Origin of the sequence: Sinorhizobium terangae, from assembly GCF_009601505.1 — a bacterium.
Taxonomy (GTDB): domain Bacteria; phylum Pseudomonadota; class Alphaproteobacteria; order Rhizobiales; family Rhizobiaceae; genus Sinorhizobium; species Sinorhizobium terangae.
Window position 1 is genome coordinate 37,539 of record NZ_WITC01000031.1, and the last position, 17,404, is coordinate 54,942.

The 17,404-nt window shown below is 63.6% G+C and carries 15 protein-coding genes; 9 read left to right on the top strand and 6 right to left on the bottom strand.

The features are described 5' to 3' along the window. Nucleotides 1–183: 183 nt before the first annotated feature. The 3 genes from GHK62_RS06615 to GHK62_RS06625 all read left to right on the top strand — a co-directional run bounded on the left by GHK62_RS06615 (nt 184) and on the right by GHK62_RS06625 (nt 1,960). Nucleotides 184–744, top strand: coding sequence for a DUF924 family protein (locus tag GHK62_RS06615; RefSeq protein WP_153437521.1), 561 nt, complete (start codon nt 184–186; stop codon nt 742–744). Between the two features lie 35 nt (nt 745–779). After that, nucleotides 780–1,247, top strand: a complete 468-nt coding sequence (locus GHK62_RS06620; RefSeq protein ID WP_184108830.1) for a GFA family protein — start codon at nt 780–782, stop codon at nt 1,245–1,247. A gap of 242 nt (nt 1,248–1,489) precedes the next feature. Then, nucleotides 1,490–1,960, top strand: coding sequence for a histidine kinase (locus tag GHK62_RS06625; RefSeq protein ID WP_153437522.1), 471 nt, complete (start codon nt 1,490–1,492; stop codon nt 1,958–1,960). Between the two features lie 57 nt (nt 1,961–2,017). Here the strand turns inward: GHK62_RS06625 and ppk2 (GHK62_RS06630) are convergent, their stop codons facing one another. The 4 genes from ppk2 (GHK62_RS06630) to GHK62_RS06645 form a co-directional block, all read right to left on the bottom strand. Next, nucleotides 2,018–2,890, bottom strand: coding sequence for a polyphosphate kinase 2 (gene ppk2, locus GHK62_RS06630; RefSeq protein ID WP_153437523.1), 873 nt, complete (start codon nt 2,888–2,890; stop codon nt 2,018–2,020). Nucleotides 2,891–2,958: 68 nt separating this feature from the next. Next, entirely contained in the window at nt 2,959–4,659 is a 1,701-nt protein-coding gene (locus GHK62_RS06635; RefSeq protein ID WP_153437524.1) for a SulP family inorganic anion transporter, read from the bottom strand. Nucleotides 4,660–4,675: 16 nt separating this feature from the next. Further along, the gene (locus GHK62_RS06640; RefSeq protein WP_153437525.1) at nt 4,676–5,905 is read right to left on the bottom strand and encodes an HlyD family secretion protein; all 1,230 of its coding nucleotides are present in this window, start codon (nt 5,903–5,905) and stop codon (nt 4,676–4,678) included. Nucleotides 5,906–5,908: 3 nt separating this feature from the next. After that, on the bottom strand, nt 5,909–6,430 hold the full coding sequence (locus tag GHK62_RS06645) for a hypothetical protein (protein WP_153437526.1): 522 nt from the start codon (nt 6,428–6,430) through the stop codon (nt 5,909–5,911). A gap of 507 nt (nt 6,431–6,937) precedes the next feature. On the opposite strand from GHK62_RS06645, the gene GHK62_RS06650 reads away from it, so the two are divergent. Both GHK62_RS06650 and GHK62_RS06655 read left to right on the top strand, forming a co-directional pair. Next, nucleotides 6,938–9,496: a mechanosensitive ion channel family protein gene (locus tag GHK62_RS06650; RefSeq protein WP_234886797.1), complete on the top strand. Its 2,559-nt coding sequence runs from the start codon at nt 6,938–6,940 to the stop codon at nt 9,494–9,496. Nucleotides 9,497–9,909: 413 nt separating this feature from the next. Continuing rightward, nucleotides 9,910–10,356, top strand: coding sequence for a DUF4168 domain-containing protein (locus tag GHK62_RS06655; protein ID WP_153437580.1), 447 nt, complete (start codon nt 9,910–9,912; stop codon nt 10,354–10,356). Between the two features lie 210 nt (nt 10,357–10,566). On the opposite strand, the gene ppk2 (GHK62_RS06665) is transcribed toward GHK62_RS06655, so the two are convergent. Next, a complete protein-coding gene (gene ppk2 / locus GHK62_RS06665; protein ID WP_153437529.1) occupies nt 10,567–11,484 on the bottom strand; it encodes a polyphosphate kinase 2 in 918 nt (305 codons plus the stop codon). A 229-nt stretch (nt 11,485–11,713) separates the two neighbouring features. On the opposite strand from ppk2 (GHK62_RS06665), the gene GHK62_RS06670 reads away from it, so the two are divergent. Beyond that, the gene (locus GHK62_RS06670) at nt 11,714–12,340 is read left to right on the top strand and encodes a hypothetical protein (protein WP_153437530.1); all 627 of its coding nucleotides are present in this window, start codon (nt 11,714–11,716) and stop codon (nt 12,338–12,340) included. 69 nt (nt 12,341–12,409) lie between these two features. On the opposite strand, the gene GHK62_RS06675 is transcribed toward GHK62_RS06670, so the two are convergent. Continuing rightward, complete coding sequence (locus GHK62_RS06675; protein ID WP_153437531.1) at nt 12,410–13,318, bottom strand: helix-turn-helix transcriptional regulator; 909 nt, start codon at nt 13,316–13,318, stop codon at nt 12,410–12,412. 313 nt (nt 13,319–13,631) lie between these two features. Here GHK62_RS06675 and GHK62_RS06680 point away from each other — a divergent pair, with 313 nt between their 5' ends. Genes GHK62_RS06680 through GHK62_RS06690 form a run of 3 tightly spaced genes read left to right on the top strand, consistent with a single transcriptional unit; the run spans nt 13,632 to nt 17,400 of the window. Further along, nucleotides 13,632–14,195 carry a (2Fe-2S)-binding protein gene (locus tag GHK62_RS06680; protein ID WP_167528171.1) on the top strand — a complete coding sequence of 188 codons (564 nt, stop codon included), beginning with the start codon at nt 13,632–13,634 and terminating at the stop codon, nt 14,193–14,195. 2 nt (nt 14,196–14,197) lie between these two features. Then, on the top strand, nt 14,198–15,175 hold the full coding sequence (locus GHK62_RS06685; RefSeq protein WP_153437533.1) for an FAD binding domain-containing protein: 978 nt from the start codon (nt 14,198–14,200) through the stop codon (nt 15,173–15,175). Then, on the top strand, nt 15,172–17,400 hold the full coding sequence (locus tag GHK62_RS06690; protein ID WP_153437534.1) for a xanthine dehydrogenase family protein molybdopterin-binding subunit: 2,229 nt from the start codon (nt 15,172–15,174) through the stop codon (nt 17,398–17,400). The genes GHK62_RS06685 and GHK62_RS06690 overlap by 4 nt, the downstream gene beginning before the upstream one ends. The last annotated feature ends 4 nt before the right edge of the window (nt 17,401–17,404 follow it).

The window sequence follows — 17,404 nt, forward strand, 5'->3', positions numbered from 1 at the left end:
GGGCCATAGGAACGCTCCAGCCGTGCGTCACGGCTAGAATGACATGATGGAGGAGTCGTTGGGCAATGAAGCCACTGTGCCTCCGGCAATTCTTCGCCTTCGATCGGAACGACCGTTGCCGACCGACTGTGGAAACAGCATGATCAACTCCTATCTGATGCCGGAGTTCACGAGAGGCGCTGAATGACTGACGAGATCGCGATCTGCACGCCGGAAGAGGTCCTGAAATTTTGGTTCACGGAGCTTTCCTACGACGAATGGTTCACGCCGAGTGTTGAGCTCGACCGGCAATGCGCGCAGCGCTTCCAGGCCTCGCATCTGGCGCTTTCGCGAAAGCTCGACGACGTCTGGCGGGCAACGCCAGAGCACTGGCTTGCGGTCATCCTTCTCTTCGACCAGTTGCCGCGCAACATGTATCGCGGCTCGCCGCTCGCCTTTGCCACCGATTGTCTGGCGTTGCGCGAGGCGAACCTCGCCATCGGCGCGAGCGCCGATCTGGCGGTGCCGAAGGAGTGGCGCGCCTTCTTCTACATGCCCTTCGAGCATTCGGAAAACCTGACCGACCAGACGATGGCGGTAAAACTCTTCACCGAGCTCGGCGACGCCGACTATCTGGATTATGCCATCCGGCACCGCCAGGTGATCGAGCAATTCGGCCGCTTTCCGCATCGCAACGCCATTCTCGGCCGGGTTTCGACACCGGCCGAGGAAGCCTACCTGGCGCAGCCGGGCGCGGGGTTTTAAGCGCCTGCTGCCGAACGACATCAACGGAGGAAACCGTGAACGAGAACAGCTTGTCTTGGGAAGGGGGATGCCGCTGCGGCGGGGTGCGGTTCAAGGTCAGCGCTCCGCCGCTACTCACCATGGCCTGCCACTGCACCGGTTGCCAGCGGATGACCGCCAGCGCCTTCTCGCTGAGCGTCGCCATCCCAAGCGAAGGGTTTGCCGTGACGAAGGGCGAGCCGGTGATCGGGGGTGTGCACGGCGCGACCCGGCACTACTTCTGCCCGCACTGCATGAGCTGGATGTTCACGCGGCCGGAGGGCATGGACTGGTTCGTCAACGTCCGCGCGACGATGCTCGACGATCCGAGCTGGTTTTCGCCGTTCATCGAGACCTGGACGAGCGAGAAGCTGCCCTGGGCAACGACACCCGCCGTCCATAGCTACGAGACGCTGCCGCCGTTGGAGGCCTATGAGGGGCTGTTGGAGGAATACCGAAAGCAGGCTGGCGTTCCGCCCGCGTGAACGATACAGGAACCCCGGGGAGCAGGGCGCTTCCTGGCAGAGGCAAGATGCGCTTGAATTCCTAGGGGTATGGTGCAAAATTCCTTCTGCGCGTCCGCTCGTGATTTTGCGGCGACGGCACTCCGTTTTTTCTTATCCGCAGTAGCCCCGTTTAGCGGTTTTGTCAGTGAGGCGTGGCTTAGTGCGCTTGAGTCCAGCATTTCTAGACTGTGTTCTCCATTTATACGAGGAGGGTCACCAACATGCCGGAAAACAAAGACGCCGTTTCAAGCGAAGCACCCATTAGCGCCGCACAGCTTCGCATGCAGATGCTGGAGCGGGAGATGGCGGAGATGGAAAAGGAGCGAAAGCTCCGGTCGCTGCAGGAACAGAAGCTTGCCGATTTCGCCGCAGATTTCCTCGAAAAACACGTCACGGAGCAGGAAATCGCGGTTGTTCGCCGGCTTGTCGCCAACGCGGTCAAGGACGGCAAATTCGAAGCCATGGTCTACAGCTTCCCGTCCTCGCTCTGCACCGACAGCGGGCGGGCGATCAACAGTGCCGACCGCGACTGGCCGCAAACCCTGCAGGGCAAGGCCAGGGAGTTCTACGAGCGCTATCAGACCTTCGGCAAGCCGCAGGGCTACAAGCTGAAGGCGATGATCATCAATTTTCCCGGCGGCATGCCGGGTGATGTCGGCTTCTTTCTGGACTGGTCGTCCGACAAGGCCTGAGGCGGCCGGTTCCCGCGCAGCGCCTGCAGCGGCGCGCGTCTGATCAGACGCCTCCGTTCAGAAAACATCCGGCACGGTCCGGCGGACATGCGTGTCGTCGACGTAGTCGTTCGGGCGCTTCTGCCGCTTGCCGAACTCGGGTTCCGGGAACTTCACCCGCTCGTAGGGGATCGAGGCCAGGATGTGCGAGATGCAGTTGATCCGCGCGCGCTTCTTGTCGTTGGAGGGCACGATCCACCACGGGGCAAAGTCGGTATCGGTCATGCGGATCATTTCGTCATAGGCGCGGGTATAGTCCCACCAGCGGCGATAGGATTCAACGTCCATCGGGCTTAATTTCCACTGGCGGGTCGGGTCGTCAACGCGCTGGCGGAAACGCCGTTCCTGTTCCTCTTCGCTGACATCGAGGAAATATTTGAGCAGCACGATGCCGCTCTCGATCATTGCCGCCTCGAACCGCGGTGCAAGTTCGAGGAAGCGCCGCGCCTTCTCCTCGGTGCAGAAGCCCATGACGCGCTCGACGCCCGGGCGGTTGTACCAGGAGCGGTCGAAGATCACGACCTCGCCAGCCGCCGGCAGGTGTTGGATATAGCGCTGCATGTAGATCTGGGTCTTCTCCCGGTCGGTCGGAGCGGGCAGGGCGACGACGCGGAAGACGCGCGGGCTGACGCACTCGGTGAGCCGCTTGATCACGCCGCCCTTGCCAGCCGCGTCACGGCCCTCGAACACGATGACGACGCGGGCTCCAGTCTTCTTCACCCAGGCCTGGAGATGGGCGAGTTCGACGTGAAGCCGGGCGAGCTCCTTGGCATAGTCGCCGCTCGATTTCGTCTCAGTCTCGTGCAACTCGGCGATTTTCCCGATCTTCTCCTTGTTTTTGTTCTTGTTCTTTTCCTTATCTTTTTTGCCGTTCTTGCCATTCTTGGCCATGCTGTCCTCCCATCTCCAATCGCTTGTTTCGTCCAGCAACTGCAATGTCGGCGCAGCGGAGTATGGCGCTACTGCGCGGCCGTTTCCGCAGCACTTTTCTCGAAGGCGTCCAGCGCGTCATCGAGATCCTCGAAGATCATGTTGGGGCCGATCTTCGCGATCACGCCGGCCCGTTCGAGGATCTCGCGCGCCTCGAAATGCAGCTCGGCGATCGCAAGCGCGATGCCGCGCCTCCCAAGGTCGTCGTGAACTTCATCGAGCATGGCTGCTGCCGAGCTGTCGATCTGGGCGATGGCGCTCGCGTCCATCACGAACCATTTGGTATCGGCAGGTAGCGCGTCGGTGACGGCGCGCAGGCGTTCTCGGACATAGTCGGTGTTGAAGAAAAGAAGGCTGCCCTGAACCATGAAAACGGTAAGGCCCGGCACCGGCCGCGCCGCCGGGTTGCGGTGGAGCTTGTAGAAACCGTCGTGGCCGACAAGCCGGCCAAGCAGGGCGTCGCGCGGAAACATGGTCTTGTGCAAGACATAGACGAGCGTCGCGGCGATGGCCGTAACCACGCCTTCCAGAACGCCGAAGCTGATAGGGCCGGACATCGCGATCAGCGCGAAGACGAACTCGATGCGGCTGATGCGCCAGATCTCCTTGAGCGCGGAAACATCGATCAGGCTGAGCGCGGTTGCCACCAGCACCGCGCCGAGTGTGGGGATCGGGAGGATGCGCAGCACATCGCCTAAAAACAGGAGAACCGTCATAAGCGCCGCGGCCGCCACGATGCTCGCGATCTGCGACCGGCCGCCGACGCTGAAGTTCACGGCCGTGCGCGAGTCCGAAGCCGTGACGGGGAAGGTCCCAAAGAGCCCAGCGGCGATGTTCGCCGCACCGAAGCCTTCGAGTTCGCGGTTGGGATCGACGAGATAGCCGCCCTTGGCCCCGAAGCTGCGAGCGCCGATGATGCCGGAGCCGAAGCTCACCAGAAAGATGGCCCCGGCGCCGAGCAGGAGCGCCTGCACGGGGAGGCCCGAAACCGGCGGCAGCGTCAGCGATGGCAGGCCGCGCGGGATATCACCGACCACCTTGATACCGTGCCCTTCGAAATCGAACAGGGCCGACAGCAAGACGGCGAGCGCGACAACCAGTACCGGCCCGGGGATGCGCGTTTGCATGATGCGCGCCGCCTGCAGGAGCGCGAAAGACACCGCGGCAAGCAGCAGCGATGGCCAATGGATCGATCCGACCTTGCCGACGAGTTCGAAGACGGGGGCGATCAGGCCGTCAGCCTCGATGTCGATCCCGGTGACCCGGTCGATCTGGCCGATCAGGATCGAGAGTGAAATGCCGGCGAAGAAGCCGATCAGGATCGGCCGCGACAGGAACGTCGCGAGCACGCCGAGTCGCACGGCGCGTGCGATCAGGCACAATGCGCCGACGGCGAGCGCCAGCAACGCGGCCACCGCGACTCGATCCGCAGTGACGCCGGGCACGGCATAGACCGTGGTGAGCACCGCGGCCAGCACCGTCATCGTTGCGGCGTCGGGCCCGACGATCAGGCGTCCCGAGGGGCCGAAGAGCGCATAGGCGACGAGGGGCGTGATGCTGGCGTAGAGACCGGTTTCCGGAGGCAGGCCGGCGATGGCCGGATAGGCGATGGCGCTCGGGAGGCCGACCGCGGCAATGGCGAGCCCGGCGGAAACGTCGTTGCGCAGCCAGCTCGCCTGGTAGCCGGCAAGGTTGGCAAGCAGTGGCAGACGAGGGAGGGTGAGTTGCATCCCCGTCACCTCCGGATCAATGGCCAGTCAGCACCAGCGTCTGGACGGGCAAGAGCAGCGCCTGTAGCCGGAGGATCGCCGCATGCACCAGTGCGACCGCGTCGATGACATGCAGGTAGAGCCAGCGCCCCGTGCTGATGCCGGGTTCATGAAGCGCGTCATGATTGCTGGTGTAAGCGTTGGCGATGCAGCTGCTGCCCGGCGGGATGCCGGTTAGCTGACCCTCGAAGAGCGGTTCCAGATAGGTCGTCAGCGTGCCGGGACGCGCCAGTTGCTGGACGTCGACGAGCTGGTCCGTCGGCCGGAACTGGCCGGCGGCGATGACGTCCTGGACCTCGGTGACCACCATCGGAATGATGGTGAAGGGTTTGCCGATGCAGGTCGCCTCGGCAATCATCCCCGTCTTCATCACCTGCGACTCGATCTGGCCGAAGCCGGCGATCAGGCCGATGCGCCGTTCCTCGGGCACGAGGATGCCGGCCGAGCGGATCATCGGATTGACGATGTCGCCGGCGCGAAGGCCGAATTGCTGCACGGTCCCGGCCACGCCGGCGCGCACGGTCGTCTTGTCCAATTCCACCTGTGCCTGGGCAAGTGCGGCCTCGGCACTTGCCTTCTGCGCCGGCAGCAGCGAGGCGATCTTCGTCTGGAGCGTCTGCTTGTTGGAGACGGCGGCGGCAAGAGCGCCCTTGCGGCCGTCGGCGGCGACCTGCAGCCGCTCGATTTCCCGCCTTGCGACGATGTTGGGGTTGCGCTGGTTCAATTCGACCTGCGTTTCAAGTTCGTTCAGCGCCTGGAGATAGGCGCCCTCGGCCTGGGCGATCAGCCCGTCGGCGGAGGCGAGCTCGCTCTGTGCCACGGTCGTCTCGGCTTCGATTTCCGCGACGCGCCGACGTGCGGTCTCAAGCGCCGCCCGCTGTTCTTTATCGTCGAGGCGGAAAAGCGGCGCGCCGGCCGCGACCTTCTCGTTGGTGCCGACGAAGACCTCGGCGACCCGCCCATTCGACTCTGGCAGGATGGTGACCGTGCGGAAGACGGCCGTGACGTTCGTGGTCGAGGGGTGGAAGTAGAAGATCATCGTGATCAGCGACACGGTGAGGATCACGCAGGCGGTGATGCCGTAACGCAGCTCGAACCACATAGAATAGAGATTGATCTCTCGGCCGATGCGCTTGCCCTGGACGTAGCGGCGGAAGAGAAAGTCGGGAAAGATCGTGAGCATCGAGCAGATCAGGAATTCCAGCATGGCTCACCTCCTGCGCTCGATCTTGTCATCGTCCTCAGCCTGCGCGACTTCGAGCGGTACCCATTGCTGGGGGGCCGCCCTTGGCGAGTCAGGTGGGGGCGCCTCCGGTGAGGGCACGTTCGGCGGAGGCTCCAATGTCGTTTCTCCGCTCGGCTGCGGGGCGAATTCGCCCGGCCCCTGGTCCCGGCGGGCTATCCTGGCGAGCGAGCGGGCCATCGACCTGATCGGGGAGGTAAAGTCCGGAAACTCGACCATCGCAAGCAGCAGCGCGGCGATCCAGAACAGATGGTTGTGGGTGAAAAGCGCAATCAAGCACAGCACGCCGATGATCTGCAACTGGCCCTTGCTAGCGCCGTGTGCCATGTGCTCGGGAAGCGCGTGCAGGCGCAGATACAGGATGCCGACCAGGAAGACCATGAGCAGCACGAAGACGACCATCACATTGAACAGGACGTCCGTCTGTCCTGGCGCGGTGATGAAGACAGGCAGATGATCCACTGCCGCCGGATGCAACGTTTCTGTCATTTCATTTCCCCCGAAACACAGAAGACGCCAACGCCTCATCATACGCATTAGAGTTGGATTTCATAGCATTATTGCGAATGGATTCCGCGGCCCCCAAAAAGGAGCGGAAGTGCATCCCTGATGCTTTACGCTACGGGAGGACGAGGATGGCGACGCCTGCATTGATGCCGTGGCGACCTTACAGGGTGTGCAGTAGCGGACGGTTCGCGCGCGCCCTTTGCAGGCGCGCGGCTTGATTCAAAAAAACACTTAGATCCTCCCGGGAACGCATCTTTTTGCCGTGTTGCGCATGCACAGCGGATCTTCCCCGGGCTTTCCGCGATCTGATCGAGAGCGGGAACAGCCACGGGCCGGGCGCGTTATCGGTTTTTCGATTGATTCAATCCGAAATCATCGTGATCTAGTGCTCGACGTGATTCCGTGTCGTCATTCCGGGCTTCGAAGGGTATCGAATTGCATTTCGTTGGAAAGTTGACCGCTGTTACGCTTGTTGTCCTGACCGGAGCTATGCCGCTTGCCGGCAGCGGACCCGCGAGCGCCCAGCAGGCGCCCCCGGCGGCGCAGCCGGCCCAGCAAGCCCCTCAAGCCGCGCAGCCGGCCCCGCCGGCACAGCAACCACGGCCGGCCCAGCCTAGCCAGGCACCGCAGCCGGCCCCGCCGCCGCAGGCCGCCGTCGAGTCGCCGGTGCTGGATCAGGCGACCCAGCAGCTTGCCAAGGCGGAAGGCGATCTCAGGCGGCTCTCCGGGCGTGTCGAGAGCGCCAAGGACGACGATGCGCTGCTCGCCGAACTCAAGGTGCAGGTAGATGAGCTTTCGCAGCAGATCATCGCTGCGTCGGTTGCGACCCGCCCGCGGCTCGATGAAATCAAGGCGAGGCTTACCGAACTTGGCGATCCGCCTGGCGCGGGGGCACCGCCGGAGCAGCCGCTCGTCACCGAGGAGAGGCAGCGCCTGCTCGCCGAGCGTGGGGCGATAAATGCGTTCACCGGAACGGCGGAGAACCTGTCGGTCGAGGCGAAGAAGCTCGCCAACGGCATCACGGCGACAAGACGGGCGCTCTTCTCCAAGACGCTGCTGAAGCACACGGAAATCTCGGCAGCGACACTTGCCGAGGCGGTGACGACGACGATCGGCGAGACCCAGGCTTTGTCGCGCAGCGTCGGCAGTTGGCTGACATTTGCCTGGAATTATAAGCGCGTGCCGCTTCTCATCGCGATTTTCCTCTCGCTTTGTGCGGCGCTGATCTTTCTCGCCGGTAGCCGCCGCCTCTTCGCCCCCTTCCTCCGGCACGATGGGGACGAGGAGGAGCCGAACTATTTCAGGAAGCTTTCGGTCGCCTTCTGGTCCACGGTGATCCCGACAGTGTCGGCAACCGCCTTCGCAATGTCGAGCTACTTTTTCCTCAATAGCTTCAATGTATTGCGGCCGGATATTGCGCCGATACTGGCGATCACGCTGGCGGTCGTCGTCGTGCTGCTCTTCATCACCAGCCTGGCGCAGGCGGTGCTGTCTCCGCGGCAATCGAATTGGCGTCTCGTGCGCGTTTCGGATCGCGGCGCCCGGATGCTGTTCATTTCGATCTGCGCCATGGCGGTGGTCAACGTCCTCGATTACCTTGCGGGAAGCATCAGCGAGTCCCTCGGTTCGCCAGTAATCCTGACCGTCGCCAAGAGTTTCGTGGCCTCGATCATCATCGGCCTCATCCTGATGTCGATGGCCTGGATCCGGCCGATGTTGCGGCCCGATGAGCCCTTCGATGCGCCGGGGCGGTCCTGGCCGCGCTTCGTCTGGATTTCGCTTCTCCTTATGGGGGCGCTGCTTGTCGCCATCGCGCTTGGCGGCTACGTCGGCCTTGCCCGCTTCATCGCCACGCAGATCATCGTCACCGGCGCAATCCTGGTGACCATGTATATCGGCATTCTTACCGGCAGGTCGGTCTCCAAGCAGGGCGCCTTCGCGGAAACCAGGGCAGGGCGCTATCTCGAACGGCGCTTCCAGCTGGAGCAGGTAGGGCTCGACCAGATCGGGCTTGTGGCCGGCCTCGGCATCTATGCGCTGGTGCTGTTGTTCTTCGTCCCGCTGATCCTCATGCAGTGGGGCTTCAAGATCGCCGATATAGAGTCCTGGACCTATCGCGTGCTGACCGAGATCAGGATCGGCACGATTACCATCTCGCTCGTCGGCCTGTTTGCCGGCCTCCTGTTCTTCGCGCTCGGCTTTGTCGTCACGCGCTGGGTGCAGCGCTGGATCGATGGTAATGTCATGGCACGCAGCCGCGTCGACGCGGGCGTGCGCAATTCGATCCGCACCGGCATAGGCTATGTCGGCGTCGGCCTTGCCGGACTCATCGGCCTCTCGGCTGCTGGTATCGATCTATCGAGCCTCGCGCTCGTTGCCGGTGCTCTCTCCCTCGGCGTCGGCTTCGGTTTGCAGAACATCGTGTCGAACTTCGTCTCGGGGCTGATCCTGCTCGTCGAGCGGCCGTTCAAGGTGGGTGACTGGATCGTCAGCGGCACGACTGAAGGCTTCGTCCGCCGCATCTCCGTTCGCGCGACCGAGATCGAGACCTTCCAGCACCAGTCGATCATGATGCCGAATTCGCTGCTTATCAACGCCTCGGTCGGCAACTGGACGCACCGCAACAAGCTCGGCCGTTCCGAGATCACCGTCACCGTGACCTATGGCAGCGATCCGCGCCGGGTGATCGAGCTCCTGCAGGAGATCGCCGCAGCCCATTCGATGGTCCTGAAGAACCCGGCGCCGTCAGTCGGCTTCACCGCCTTCGGGGACGAGCGCATGACATTCGAGCTGCGCATCTATGTTGCCGACGTACTGACGGCGGGCAACGTGCGCAACGATATCCGCGTCACGATCTACGAACGCTTCCGCGACGAGGGCATCGGCGCACCATTCCCGCTGAAGATCGAGGATACCACGCCGGAGGAGGAGGCACCGGCCGAGGCCGAACCTTCGGTCGCGACAGAGCCCGGGCCTGCCGCTCAACCGGAAGAGGTGCCGGAAGCCGCGCCGCGCAGCATCGCGAAGCGCGGAGGCCGCAGAGGCTGAGGCCGGCAGTTTTTCCGAGGCAGCTACCGCGCGCCTGCACCGTGAACAACGTAGTTTTCGGCGTTCGAAAGATGGCTGAGGAGGCGGTCTGACCGGCGGCCCGCGATGCGGGCTTTCGGTCTCGCGCCATCTCCTCCTCGCTCCGATGACCACAAAGCTGCCGCTCAATTGTCAGCAAATCGCCCCGGTACTGCCCCATCGAGCACTTTTAGGCGGTCCATCGTGACCAGCTCGTCATCGCGTGGACGCGAGGAACGAGCGAGCTGCATGGGTCCTCAATCATATCCAGCTTGAGGGCCAAGAGCCATGCAGGGATTCAAAGTGCTGCAGCGACCTTTCTGCGTCGAACGACGCGCGGCGCTGTCAGGTGGTTTTGCCGCCGATCAAGTCATGCACGTTACAGAGGAATGAACATGATCACTCGTTATAAAGCCGTTGCAATGTTGACCGCCGCGGTCTTCGGCATGATGACTTATAGCCCGGCGTTCGCGTTGGAAATGGCTCAAGCGCAACAGACGCAGCCGACGCCAGGGCAGCCCGACAGCGGCGGCGCGGCCGTAAGCGATCAGAAGATCGAGGCATTTGCCGTGGCCTATCTGCAAGTCGATAAGGTCCGGCAGGAATATTCGGCCAAGATCGAGGCGACACCGGATCAGGCCGCCAAGGAGAAGCTCAAGAACGAAGCCAGCCAGCAGATGGTCCAGGCTGTTGAAGCTTCTCAGGGTATCTCGGTCGAGGAATACACATCCATTCTGACGGCCGCGCAGAACGACCCGGCTTTGGCCAAGAAGGTTCAGGAGAAGATCCAGAGCTCGGCACCGGCACAGGCTCCCGCGCAGCAGGCTCCCGCCCAGCAATAGCTGATGAGCCTCCTACCGCATGTTTCCTTCAGTCGCAGTCGATTTAAGGACAAAAACATGCAGCAATTCACAGTGCCGCAGCGTCCTTTGCGCTTCTGAGGACGCGCGGCTCGGGTGCGACAACGCGCTTCAAAAAGAGTGCCCGCCAAAGCGCGGGCACACTTGCATTCCTTAGATCGCAGTTTGCGAGCCTGATGAGACCAAGCGTCCTCAGTATTTTGACGGAACGTAGAGCTCCGGCGGAAGGACCTTGCGCTCGTAATCTGGATTGAATACCCGCTCGGGCAGGGTGATGTCCTCGTGCGGCACGTCCCCGTAGGGGATCTGGTGAAGCAGGTGGTCGATGCAGTTGAGCCGGGCGCGCTTCTTGTCGTTGCCCTCGACGATGTACCACGGCGCTTCCGGGATGTTGGTGCGGGCGAACGTTTCTTCTTTGGCCTTGGTGTAGGCCTCCCAACGCACCCGCGACTGCAGGTCCATGGGTGACAGCTTCCACTGCTTCAGCGGGTCGTGGATACGTACCAGGAACCGCATCTGTTGTTCCTCGTCGGTGATCGAGAACCAGTATTTGACCAGCCGGATGCCGGAGCGCACGAGCATGCGCTCGAACTCCGGCACGTCATTGAAGAACTGCTCCACCTGATCTTCGGTGGCGAAACCCATGACGCGTTCGACCCCGGAGCGATTGTACCAGGACCGGTCGAAGAGCACGATCTCGCCGCCGGCCGGCAGATGCGGCACGTAACGCTGGAAATACCATTGCGTCTTTTCGCGGTCGGATGGGGCCGGCAGCGCCACGACCCTGACCACGCGCGGATTGAGGCGCTGAGTGATGCGCTTGATCACGCCGCCCTTGCCGGCGGAGTCGCGCCCCTCGAAGATCACGACGACCTTCTCCTTGTGATAGGCGACCCAGTCCTGCAGCTTGATCAATTCCGCCTGCAGCTTGAGCAGCGTGCGGAAGTATTCGAGGCGCGGTATCGAGGCTGGATGTGCCTTGCGGTAGATCTTGCGGATCTCTTCGGAAAGGGCCGGCTCGGAAAGTTCGAGCTCATAATCCTCATCGATCGTATCGGCCAGTTCGGCTTCCAGCCAGTCCGGGCCTTCGGCGTCCTTCGACTTATCCATGTCATCTCTCCGGTGTTCTCACCCTCAACCGCTGTATCCTCGCGACTGTTCCACAACCGCATGAAAGTTATTTGAACCGCCGGCCGCCGCTCGCGCCGGGGCGGTTCGCCCGCCACGTCATGTGCAGTGATCCTTTCGCGAATCCTATCACAAGGTTTTGATTTTACTCCAATCTTTGCCGCCATAGGCTTCTTGTCGCGGGGTTGAAGCCTGCATTAGGGAGGAGACTATGAAACGCGCAGTTGTACTTGTCGCGGTCAGTTTGGCCTGTTCGGTCGTGGCCGCCCATGCCCAGGACACCAGCATGAGCTTCTTCGTCACCAGCGCCAATCCCGGCAAGGGCGGCGATCTTGGTGGTCTTGCGGGGGCCGACGCCTATTGCGCGCAACTTGCGACCGCCGGCGGCTCAACCGGCAAGACCTGGAAAGCCTACCTTTCCACCGACACGGAAAACGCCAAGGATCGGATCGGCAGCGGCCCATGGTACAACGCCAAAGGCGAGAAGATCGCCGACGACGTCGCGTCGCTCCACAGCGACAAGAACAACCTGACGAAGCAGACGGCACTCAACGAGAAGGGTGAGGTCATCAACGGCCGCGGCGATACGCCGAACCGTCACGACATTCTGACTGGCTCAAACCCGGACGGCACGGCTGCGGCAGAGACCTGCGGCAACTGGACGATGGGCGGAGCGGAGGGTGCGGCAGTGGTCGGCCACAGCGACCGCACCGGCCTCGATGAGTCCGCCGCGGCCAAGTCCTGGAATTCGTCGCACAAGACGCGCGGCGGCTGCACTGTCGATGCTTTCAAGACCACCGGCGGCGACGGCCTGTTCTACTGCTTCGCCGCAAACTGAGCGGGTGCATCTCATGCTTACCGCCGGTGTCGGGAGCGGCAGGCCGGCGGCGGCAGTCCCGTTCGATAGCTACCATCGCCGGCTTCGCCGCCACTCCCCTGGGCCTGTCTCAACCATTTTGGTGAAGACCCGGGCGAAGTGGCTCTGGTCGGCAAAGCCGCAGCTGTTGGCGATCTCGCTGATCGAGAGGTTGGAGTTCAAGAGCAGATCCTGGGCGCGTTCGATGCGGCGAGCAAGCAGCCACCGATGCGGCGGGACACCGGTCGTTTCCTTGAAGGCGCGGGCAAAATGGCTGCGCGAGAGTCCGCATTCATGGGCGAGTTCCTCCAGCGCGATGTCGCCGTCGAGACGCTCCATTAAGATCTCCTTGGAGCGCCGCTCCTGCCAGGGGGCGAGGCCGCCGCGCTTTGGCCTGTGCACGGCCGGCATATCACCATAGCGGGTCCCGAGATGGGCGAGCAGGGCCATGCCGATGTGATCAAGGAACAGCGGATTGGCTCGTTCGGGGTTTTCCAACGCAGGCAGGAGGCTGCCGGCGAGACTTCGGACGATGACGTCGTCGTTGGGCACGCCCGGCGCTATCCCGATTGCGGCCATACGCGAAGCACCCCGTTCCCCCGCTATCCTGTCGAGAGCCTGGCGCGATATGTAGATCGCCAGGCAGTCGATAGGGTCGCCAAGTACGGAGGAATGCTCGCAGCTTAGGTCCAGAAGCGTGAACTGCCCACGTCTGATCGGGGCAATCGCGACCGGTCGACCCTCCACCCAGTAGGGGTGGGGCTCGAGATCGAGCAGTTGCAGGCAGACGAGATAGCCATCGTCCCGTTCGATCCGGCCCAGACGCCCGCTTTCCCTCTTGTCCCAGCTGACGCGGGTAGCAGCGAAGTCGGTCCTTTGAAGCCGCTGAACAAGAATGGTCGGCGGCGCCTCGACCCCGACAGCGTCGCCCAACCGCTCGCCATATGCACCGCCGGCCATTCGCGAACTCCCATCAAGAGGAATTTCCGGTCGAGGTTCGATGTTGTTTTGTTCTTGAGATGCCCCGCAAGAACATAGCACTTTCGTACAAAACGCAGCAATACAGGCGCTGGCGCGCTCGGCGCGCCTGCATAAGCTTGGCGCCGGCACTCCCGTAAATCGATTAATCGCCTGAAAGAGCGAACACGCCGTTCCCCAGCAAGGAGTCTGCGTTACCATGTCCGAACTTGAGAAACCCGAAAGCGGAGAAGCGCTATTATCGGGCGGAGCAGAGACCGTCGATTACGCATTTTCCCGACGCGACGTTCTACAAATGGCAGCAGGAGCCGCGACACTGGCGGCCATTCCACCCGGCACGGCGCAGGCCGCGTCATCGACCACCGCCACCGCAAATCAGGAGGGCACCAGCGTGACGCCAGCGCGCATCAGACTGACCGTCAACGGGAACTCGCGCGAACTGGAGCTCGATCCGCGCCAGTCGCTTCTCGACGTTCTTCGCGAAACGCTTGACCTCACCGGCACGAAGAAAGGCTGCAACCAGGGCGCCTGCGGTGCCTGCACCATCCTCGTGGACGGCAAGCGGATCAATTCCTGTCTGACGCTCGCCATCATGCATGACGGTGCCGAGATCACGACGATCGAAGGGCTGGCGAAAGGCGGTGAGCTCCATCCGCTGCAGGCTGCCTTCATCGAGCACGACGGACTCCAGTGCGGTTTCTGCACCTCCGGGCAGATCATGTCCGGCGTCGGCTGCATCGCCGAGGGGCATGCCCATTCGCCGGAGGAGATCCGGTTCTGGATGAGCGGCAATATCTGTCGGTGCGGGGCCTATCCGGGCGTCGTCGCCGCCGTCGCCGATGCCGCCGGGAGGATCTGACAATGCTGCCATTCAGCTATGAAAAGGCCCGCAGCGAAGAGGAGGCGATCGCCGCCGCGGCCGCTGGCGCACGCTATCTCGCCGGCGGGACTACGCTCATCGATCTCATGCGCGAGGAGGTGGAGCGTCCCGAACGGCTGGTCGACATCAATGCGCTTCCGCTCGGAGGTATTCGCGTCGAAGGCTCCGATCTCGTCATCGGCGCGCTTGCCCGGATGACGGAGGTTGCCGCCCATCCCGATACACTGCGTCTGCAGCCGCTTGTCGCCGAGTCCCTGATCGAAGGCGCATCCCCGCAGTTGCGCAACGTCGCCTCGATCGGCGGAAACCTGCTGCAGCGCGTGCGCTGTCCCTATTTCCGCATGCTCGACGCCCCATGCAACAAACGCGAGCCGGGCTCGGGCTGCTCGGCGATCGATGGGCTCAACGGCGGCCACGCGATACTCGGCGTCAGCGATCATTGCATCGCCACCCATCCGTCGGACGTTGCCGTCGCGCTGATTGCGCTCGACGCGACGATGCGCGTGCGCGGACCGGAAGGCGAGCGCACCTTTCCCGTCGAGGAGCTCTTCCGCCTGCCGGGCGATACGCCGCATCTCGAACACACGCTCAATCCCGGCGAACTGATCCTCGACGTGCGGGTGCCCGGTGGCCCCCACAGCCGCCGCGCACGCTACCTCAAGGTGCGTGACCGCGAGTCCTACGAGTTCGCCCTAGTCTCGGCAGCCGTCGCCATGGAAACGGAGCGCGGCGTGATCCGCTCGGTCCGGATCGCCTGCGGCGGAGTCGGAACCCGCCCATGGCGGATGCGCGCGTCGGAGGCGGCATTGATCGGCAAGGAGCCAGGCCGCTCGGCCTTCGAGGCGGCTGCGCGGCTGGCGGCGGACGGCGCACGGCCGGCTGCCGGCAATCACTACAAGGTGGAACTCCTGCAGCGGACGATCGTCCGCACGCTCGAAATGGTAGGAGAAATGGCATGACAACGAACGTCATCGGACAACCGCTCCCGCGCATAGACGGCCGCGCCAAGGTAACCGGCGGCGCCCGTTATGCGGCCGATTTCAACCAGAAGGGCCAGGCCTATGCGGTGATCGTCAGCGCGACGGCCGGTCTTGGCCGCATCACCGAGATCGGCGCGGACGCTGTCTCCGCCATGCCGGGCGTGATCGCGGTGATCAGCCACCTCAACGCGCCGCGGCTTGCCTACGGCGAGCACAAGGGGGTGATCGATCCTGCCATCGGTGAACGCCTGCATGTGCTGCAGGACGATCAGGTGCGCTTCTGGGGTCAGCCGGTGGCGATCGTCGTCGCCGATACCCTCGACCATGCCGAACGCGCCGCTGCCGCGCTCCATGTCGCTTACATCGCCGAGCGGCCGGTCGTCGATCCGACGGGTCTGCTCGCCAGCGCCGTTGTTCCGGAGGCGACGAAACGGGGTGGCCGGGCGGATGCCGACGCCGGGCGCGGCGACGCGGACGCTGCTCTCGCGAGCGCGGAGGTGAAGATCGATGAGAACTACGACATCGCCCGAGAAAACCACAATCCGATGGAGCCGCATGCCACCATCGCCGCTTGGGACGGCGATCGGCTGACGCTCTGGAGCAAGAGCCAGTATGTCGTCAACGAGCAGGCAGAGATCGCGGCCATTTTCGGCCTGCCGGTCGAGAACGTGCAGGTGATCTGTCCCTTCGTCGGCGGCGCCTTTGGCACGAGCCTTCGGACATGGTCGCATGTCACGCTCGCGGCGATCGCGGCGCGGCAGGCGGGCCGGCCGGTCAAGCTGGTGCTGACCCGCAAGCAGATGTTTTACACAACCGGCCACCGACCGCGCACGCTCCAGCGCATCGCGCTCGGGGCGACGAAAGACGGGAAGCTGACGAGCCTGATCCACGAGGGGTATGGAGAGACTAGCCGCTACGAGGAGTTCATCGAGGCGCTGACGTCGGTCTCGGGCTTCCTCTATTCCTGCCCCAATGTGCGGACCCGCTACCGCCTCGTAAAGCTCGACACGGGCACGCCGACCTATATGCGCGGCCCGGGCGAGGCAAGCGGCGTCTTTGCGCTCGAATGCGCCGTGGACGAGCTTTCCTACAAGCTCGGCCTAGACCCGATCGAACTGCGCCGGCTGAACGAACCTGAAATCGACGAGGCAGCCGATAAGCCGTTCTCGAGCCGGTCGCTGTTGAAGTGCTACGATGCCGGTGCCGAGCGCTTCGGCTGGTCGAAACGCGATCCGAAACCCCGCTCCATGCGCGATGGGCGGCTGCTGATCGGCATGGGTGTCGCGTCTGCGAGCTACCCGGCGTTTCATGCTCCCTCGAGTGCGCTCGCGCGCCTGCTTCCCGACGGTACCGCCGAAATCGAGGTGGCCGCGAGCGACATGGGTCCGGGAACATACACATCGATGACGCAGGTCGCCGCCGAGACGCTCGGCCTGCCGATCGAGAGCGTCCGTTTCAGCCTTGGCCGCTCGGACTTTCCACCGGCACCCTCCCATGGCGGCTCCTGGACTATGGCGTCCGTCGGCTCGGCCATCCGCGCCGCCTGCATCGCCGTGCAGGAGGAGGCCGCAAGGCGCGCCATTGCCGACCAGCGCTCGCCGGTCTTCGGCGCGTCAGCCGATGGGGTCATCTGGGAGGAGGGGCGCCTGCGCCGCCGCGGCGACACAGCGCCAGGCCAGGGATATGGCGACATCGCGGCGAGCGCCGGCGGATCGATCGAGGCGAACGCGTCCGCCAGCCGGGATCCGGACATCGCGGACCGCTATTCCATGCATGCCTTCGGTGCTGTCTTTGCCGAGGTGGCGGTCGATCCAGATGTCGGCACCATCCGAGTGCGCCGCGCGCTCGGTACCTATGGGGCTGGTCGCATCGTCAATCCACGTCTTGCAGCGAGCCAGTGCACCGGCGGCATGGTCGGCGGCATCGGCATGGCGCTGATGGAGCGGACAGTGCTCGATCAGCGCGACGGCCGCCCGGTCAATGCGCACATGGCGGATTATCTCGTGCCCGTGAACCTCGATATCGCGAATATCGAAGCGCATTTCGTCGACGAGGTGGATCCGCATGTCAACGCGCTCGGCGTCAAAGGGCTCGGCGAAATCGCGCTCGTCGGCATGGCGCCCGCCATCGCCAATGCGGTCTTCCATGCGACCGGCAAACGGGTGCGCACGCTGCCGATCCGGATTGAGGATATGCTCGCCTGATGAC

Coding starts and splice junctions, on each gene's coding strand:
- GHK62_RS06615 (WP_153437521.1), top strand. CDS start 184: ATGACTGACGAGATCGCGATCTGCACGCCGGAAGAGGTCCTGAAATTT.
- GHK62_RS06625 (WP_153437522.1), top strand. CDS start 1,490: ATGCCGGAAAACAAAGACGCCGTTTCAAGCGAAGCACCCATTAGCGCC.
- ppk2 (WP_153437523.1), bottom strand. CDS start 2,890: ATGGCCAAGAATGGCAAGAACGGCAAAAAAGATAAGGAAAAGAACAAG.
- GHK62_RS06635 (WP_153437524.1), bottom strand. CDS start 4,659: ATGCAACTCACCCTCCCTCGTCTGCCACTGCTTGCCAACCTTGCCGGC.
- GHK62_RS06640 (WP_153437525.1), bottom strand. CDS start 5,905: ATGCTGGAATTCCTGATCTGCTCGATGCTCACGATCTTTCCCGACTTT.
- GHK62_RS06645 (WP_153437526.1), bottom strand. CDS start 6,430: ATGACAGAAACGTTGCATCCGGCGGCAGTGGATCATCTGCCTGTCTTC.
- GHK62_RS06650 (WP_234886797.1), top strand. CDS start 6,938: ATGCCGCTTGCCGGCAGCGGACCCGCGAGCGCCCAGCAGGCGCCCCCG.
- GHK62_RS06655 (WP_153437580.1), top strand. CDS start 9,910: ATGATCACTCGTTATAAAGCCGTTGCAATGTTGACCGCCGCGGTCTTC.
- ppk2 (WP_153437529.1), bottom strand. CDS start 11,484: ATGGATAAGTCGAAGGACGCCGAAGGCCCGGACTGGCTGGAAGCCGAA.
- GHK62_RS06670 (WP_153437530.1), top strand. CDS start 11,714: ATGAAACGCGCAGTTGTACTTGTCGCGGTCAGTTTGGCCTGTTCGGTC.
- GHK62_RS06675 (WP_153437531.1), bottom strand. CDS start 13,318: ATGGCCGGCGGTGCATATGGCGAGCGGTTGGGCGACGCTGTCGGGGTC.
- GHK62_RS06680 (WP_167528171.1), top strand. CDS start 13,632: ATGGCAGCAGGAGCCGCGACACTGGCGGCCATTCCACCCGGCACGGCG.
- GHK62_RS06685 (WP_153437533.1), top strand. CDS start 14,198: ATGCTGCCATTCAGCTATGAAAAGGCCCGCAGCGAAGAGGAGGCGATC.
- GHK62_RS06690 (WP_153437534.1), top strand. CDS start 15,172: ATGACAACGAACGTCATCGGACAACCGCTCCCGCGCATAGACGGCCGC.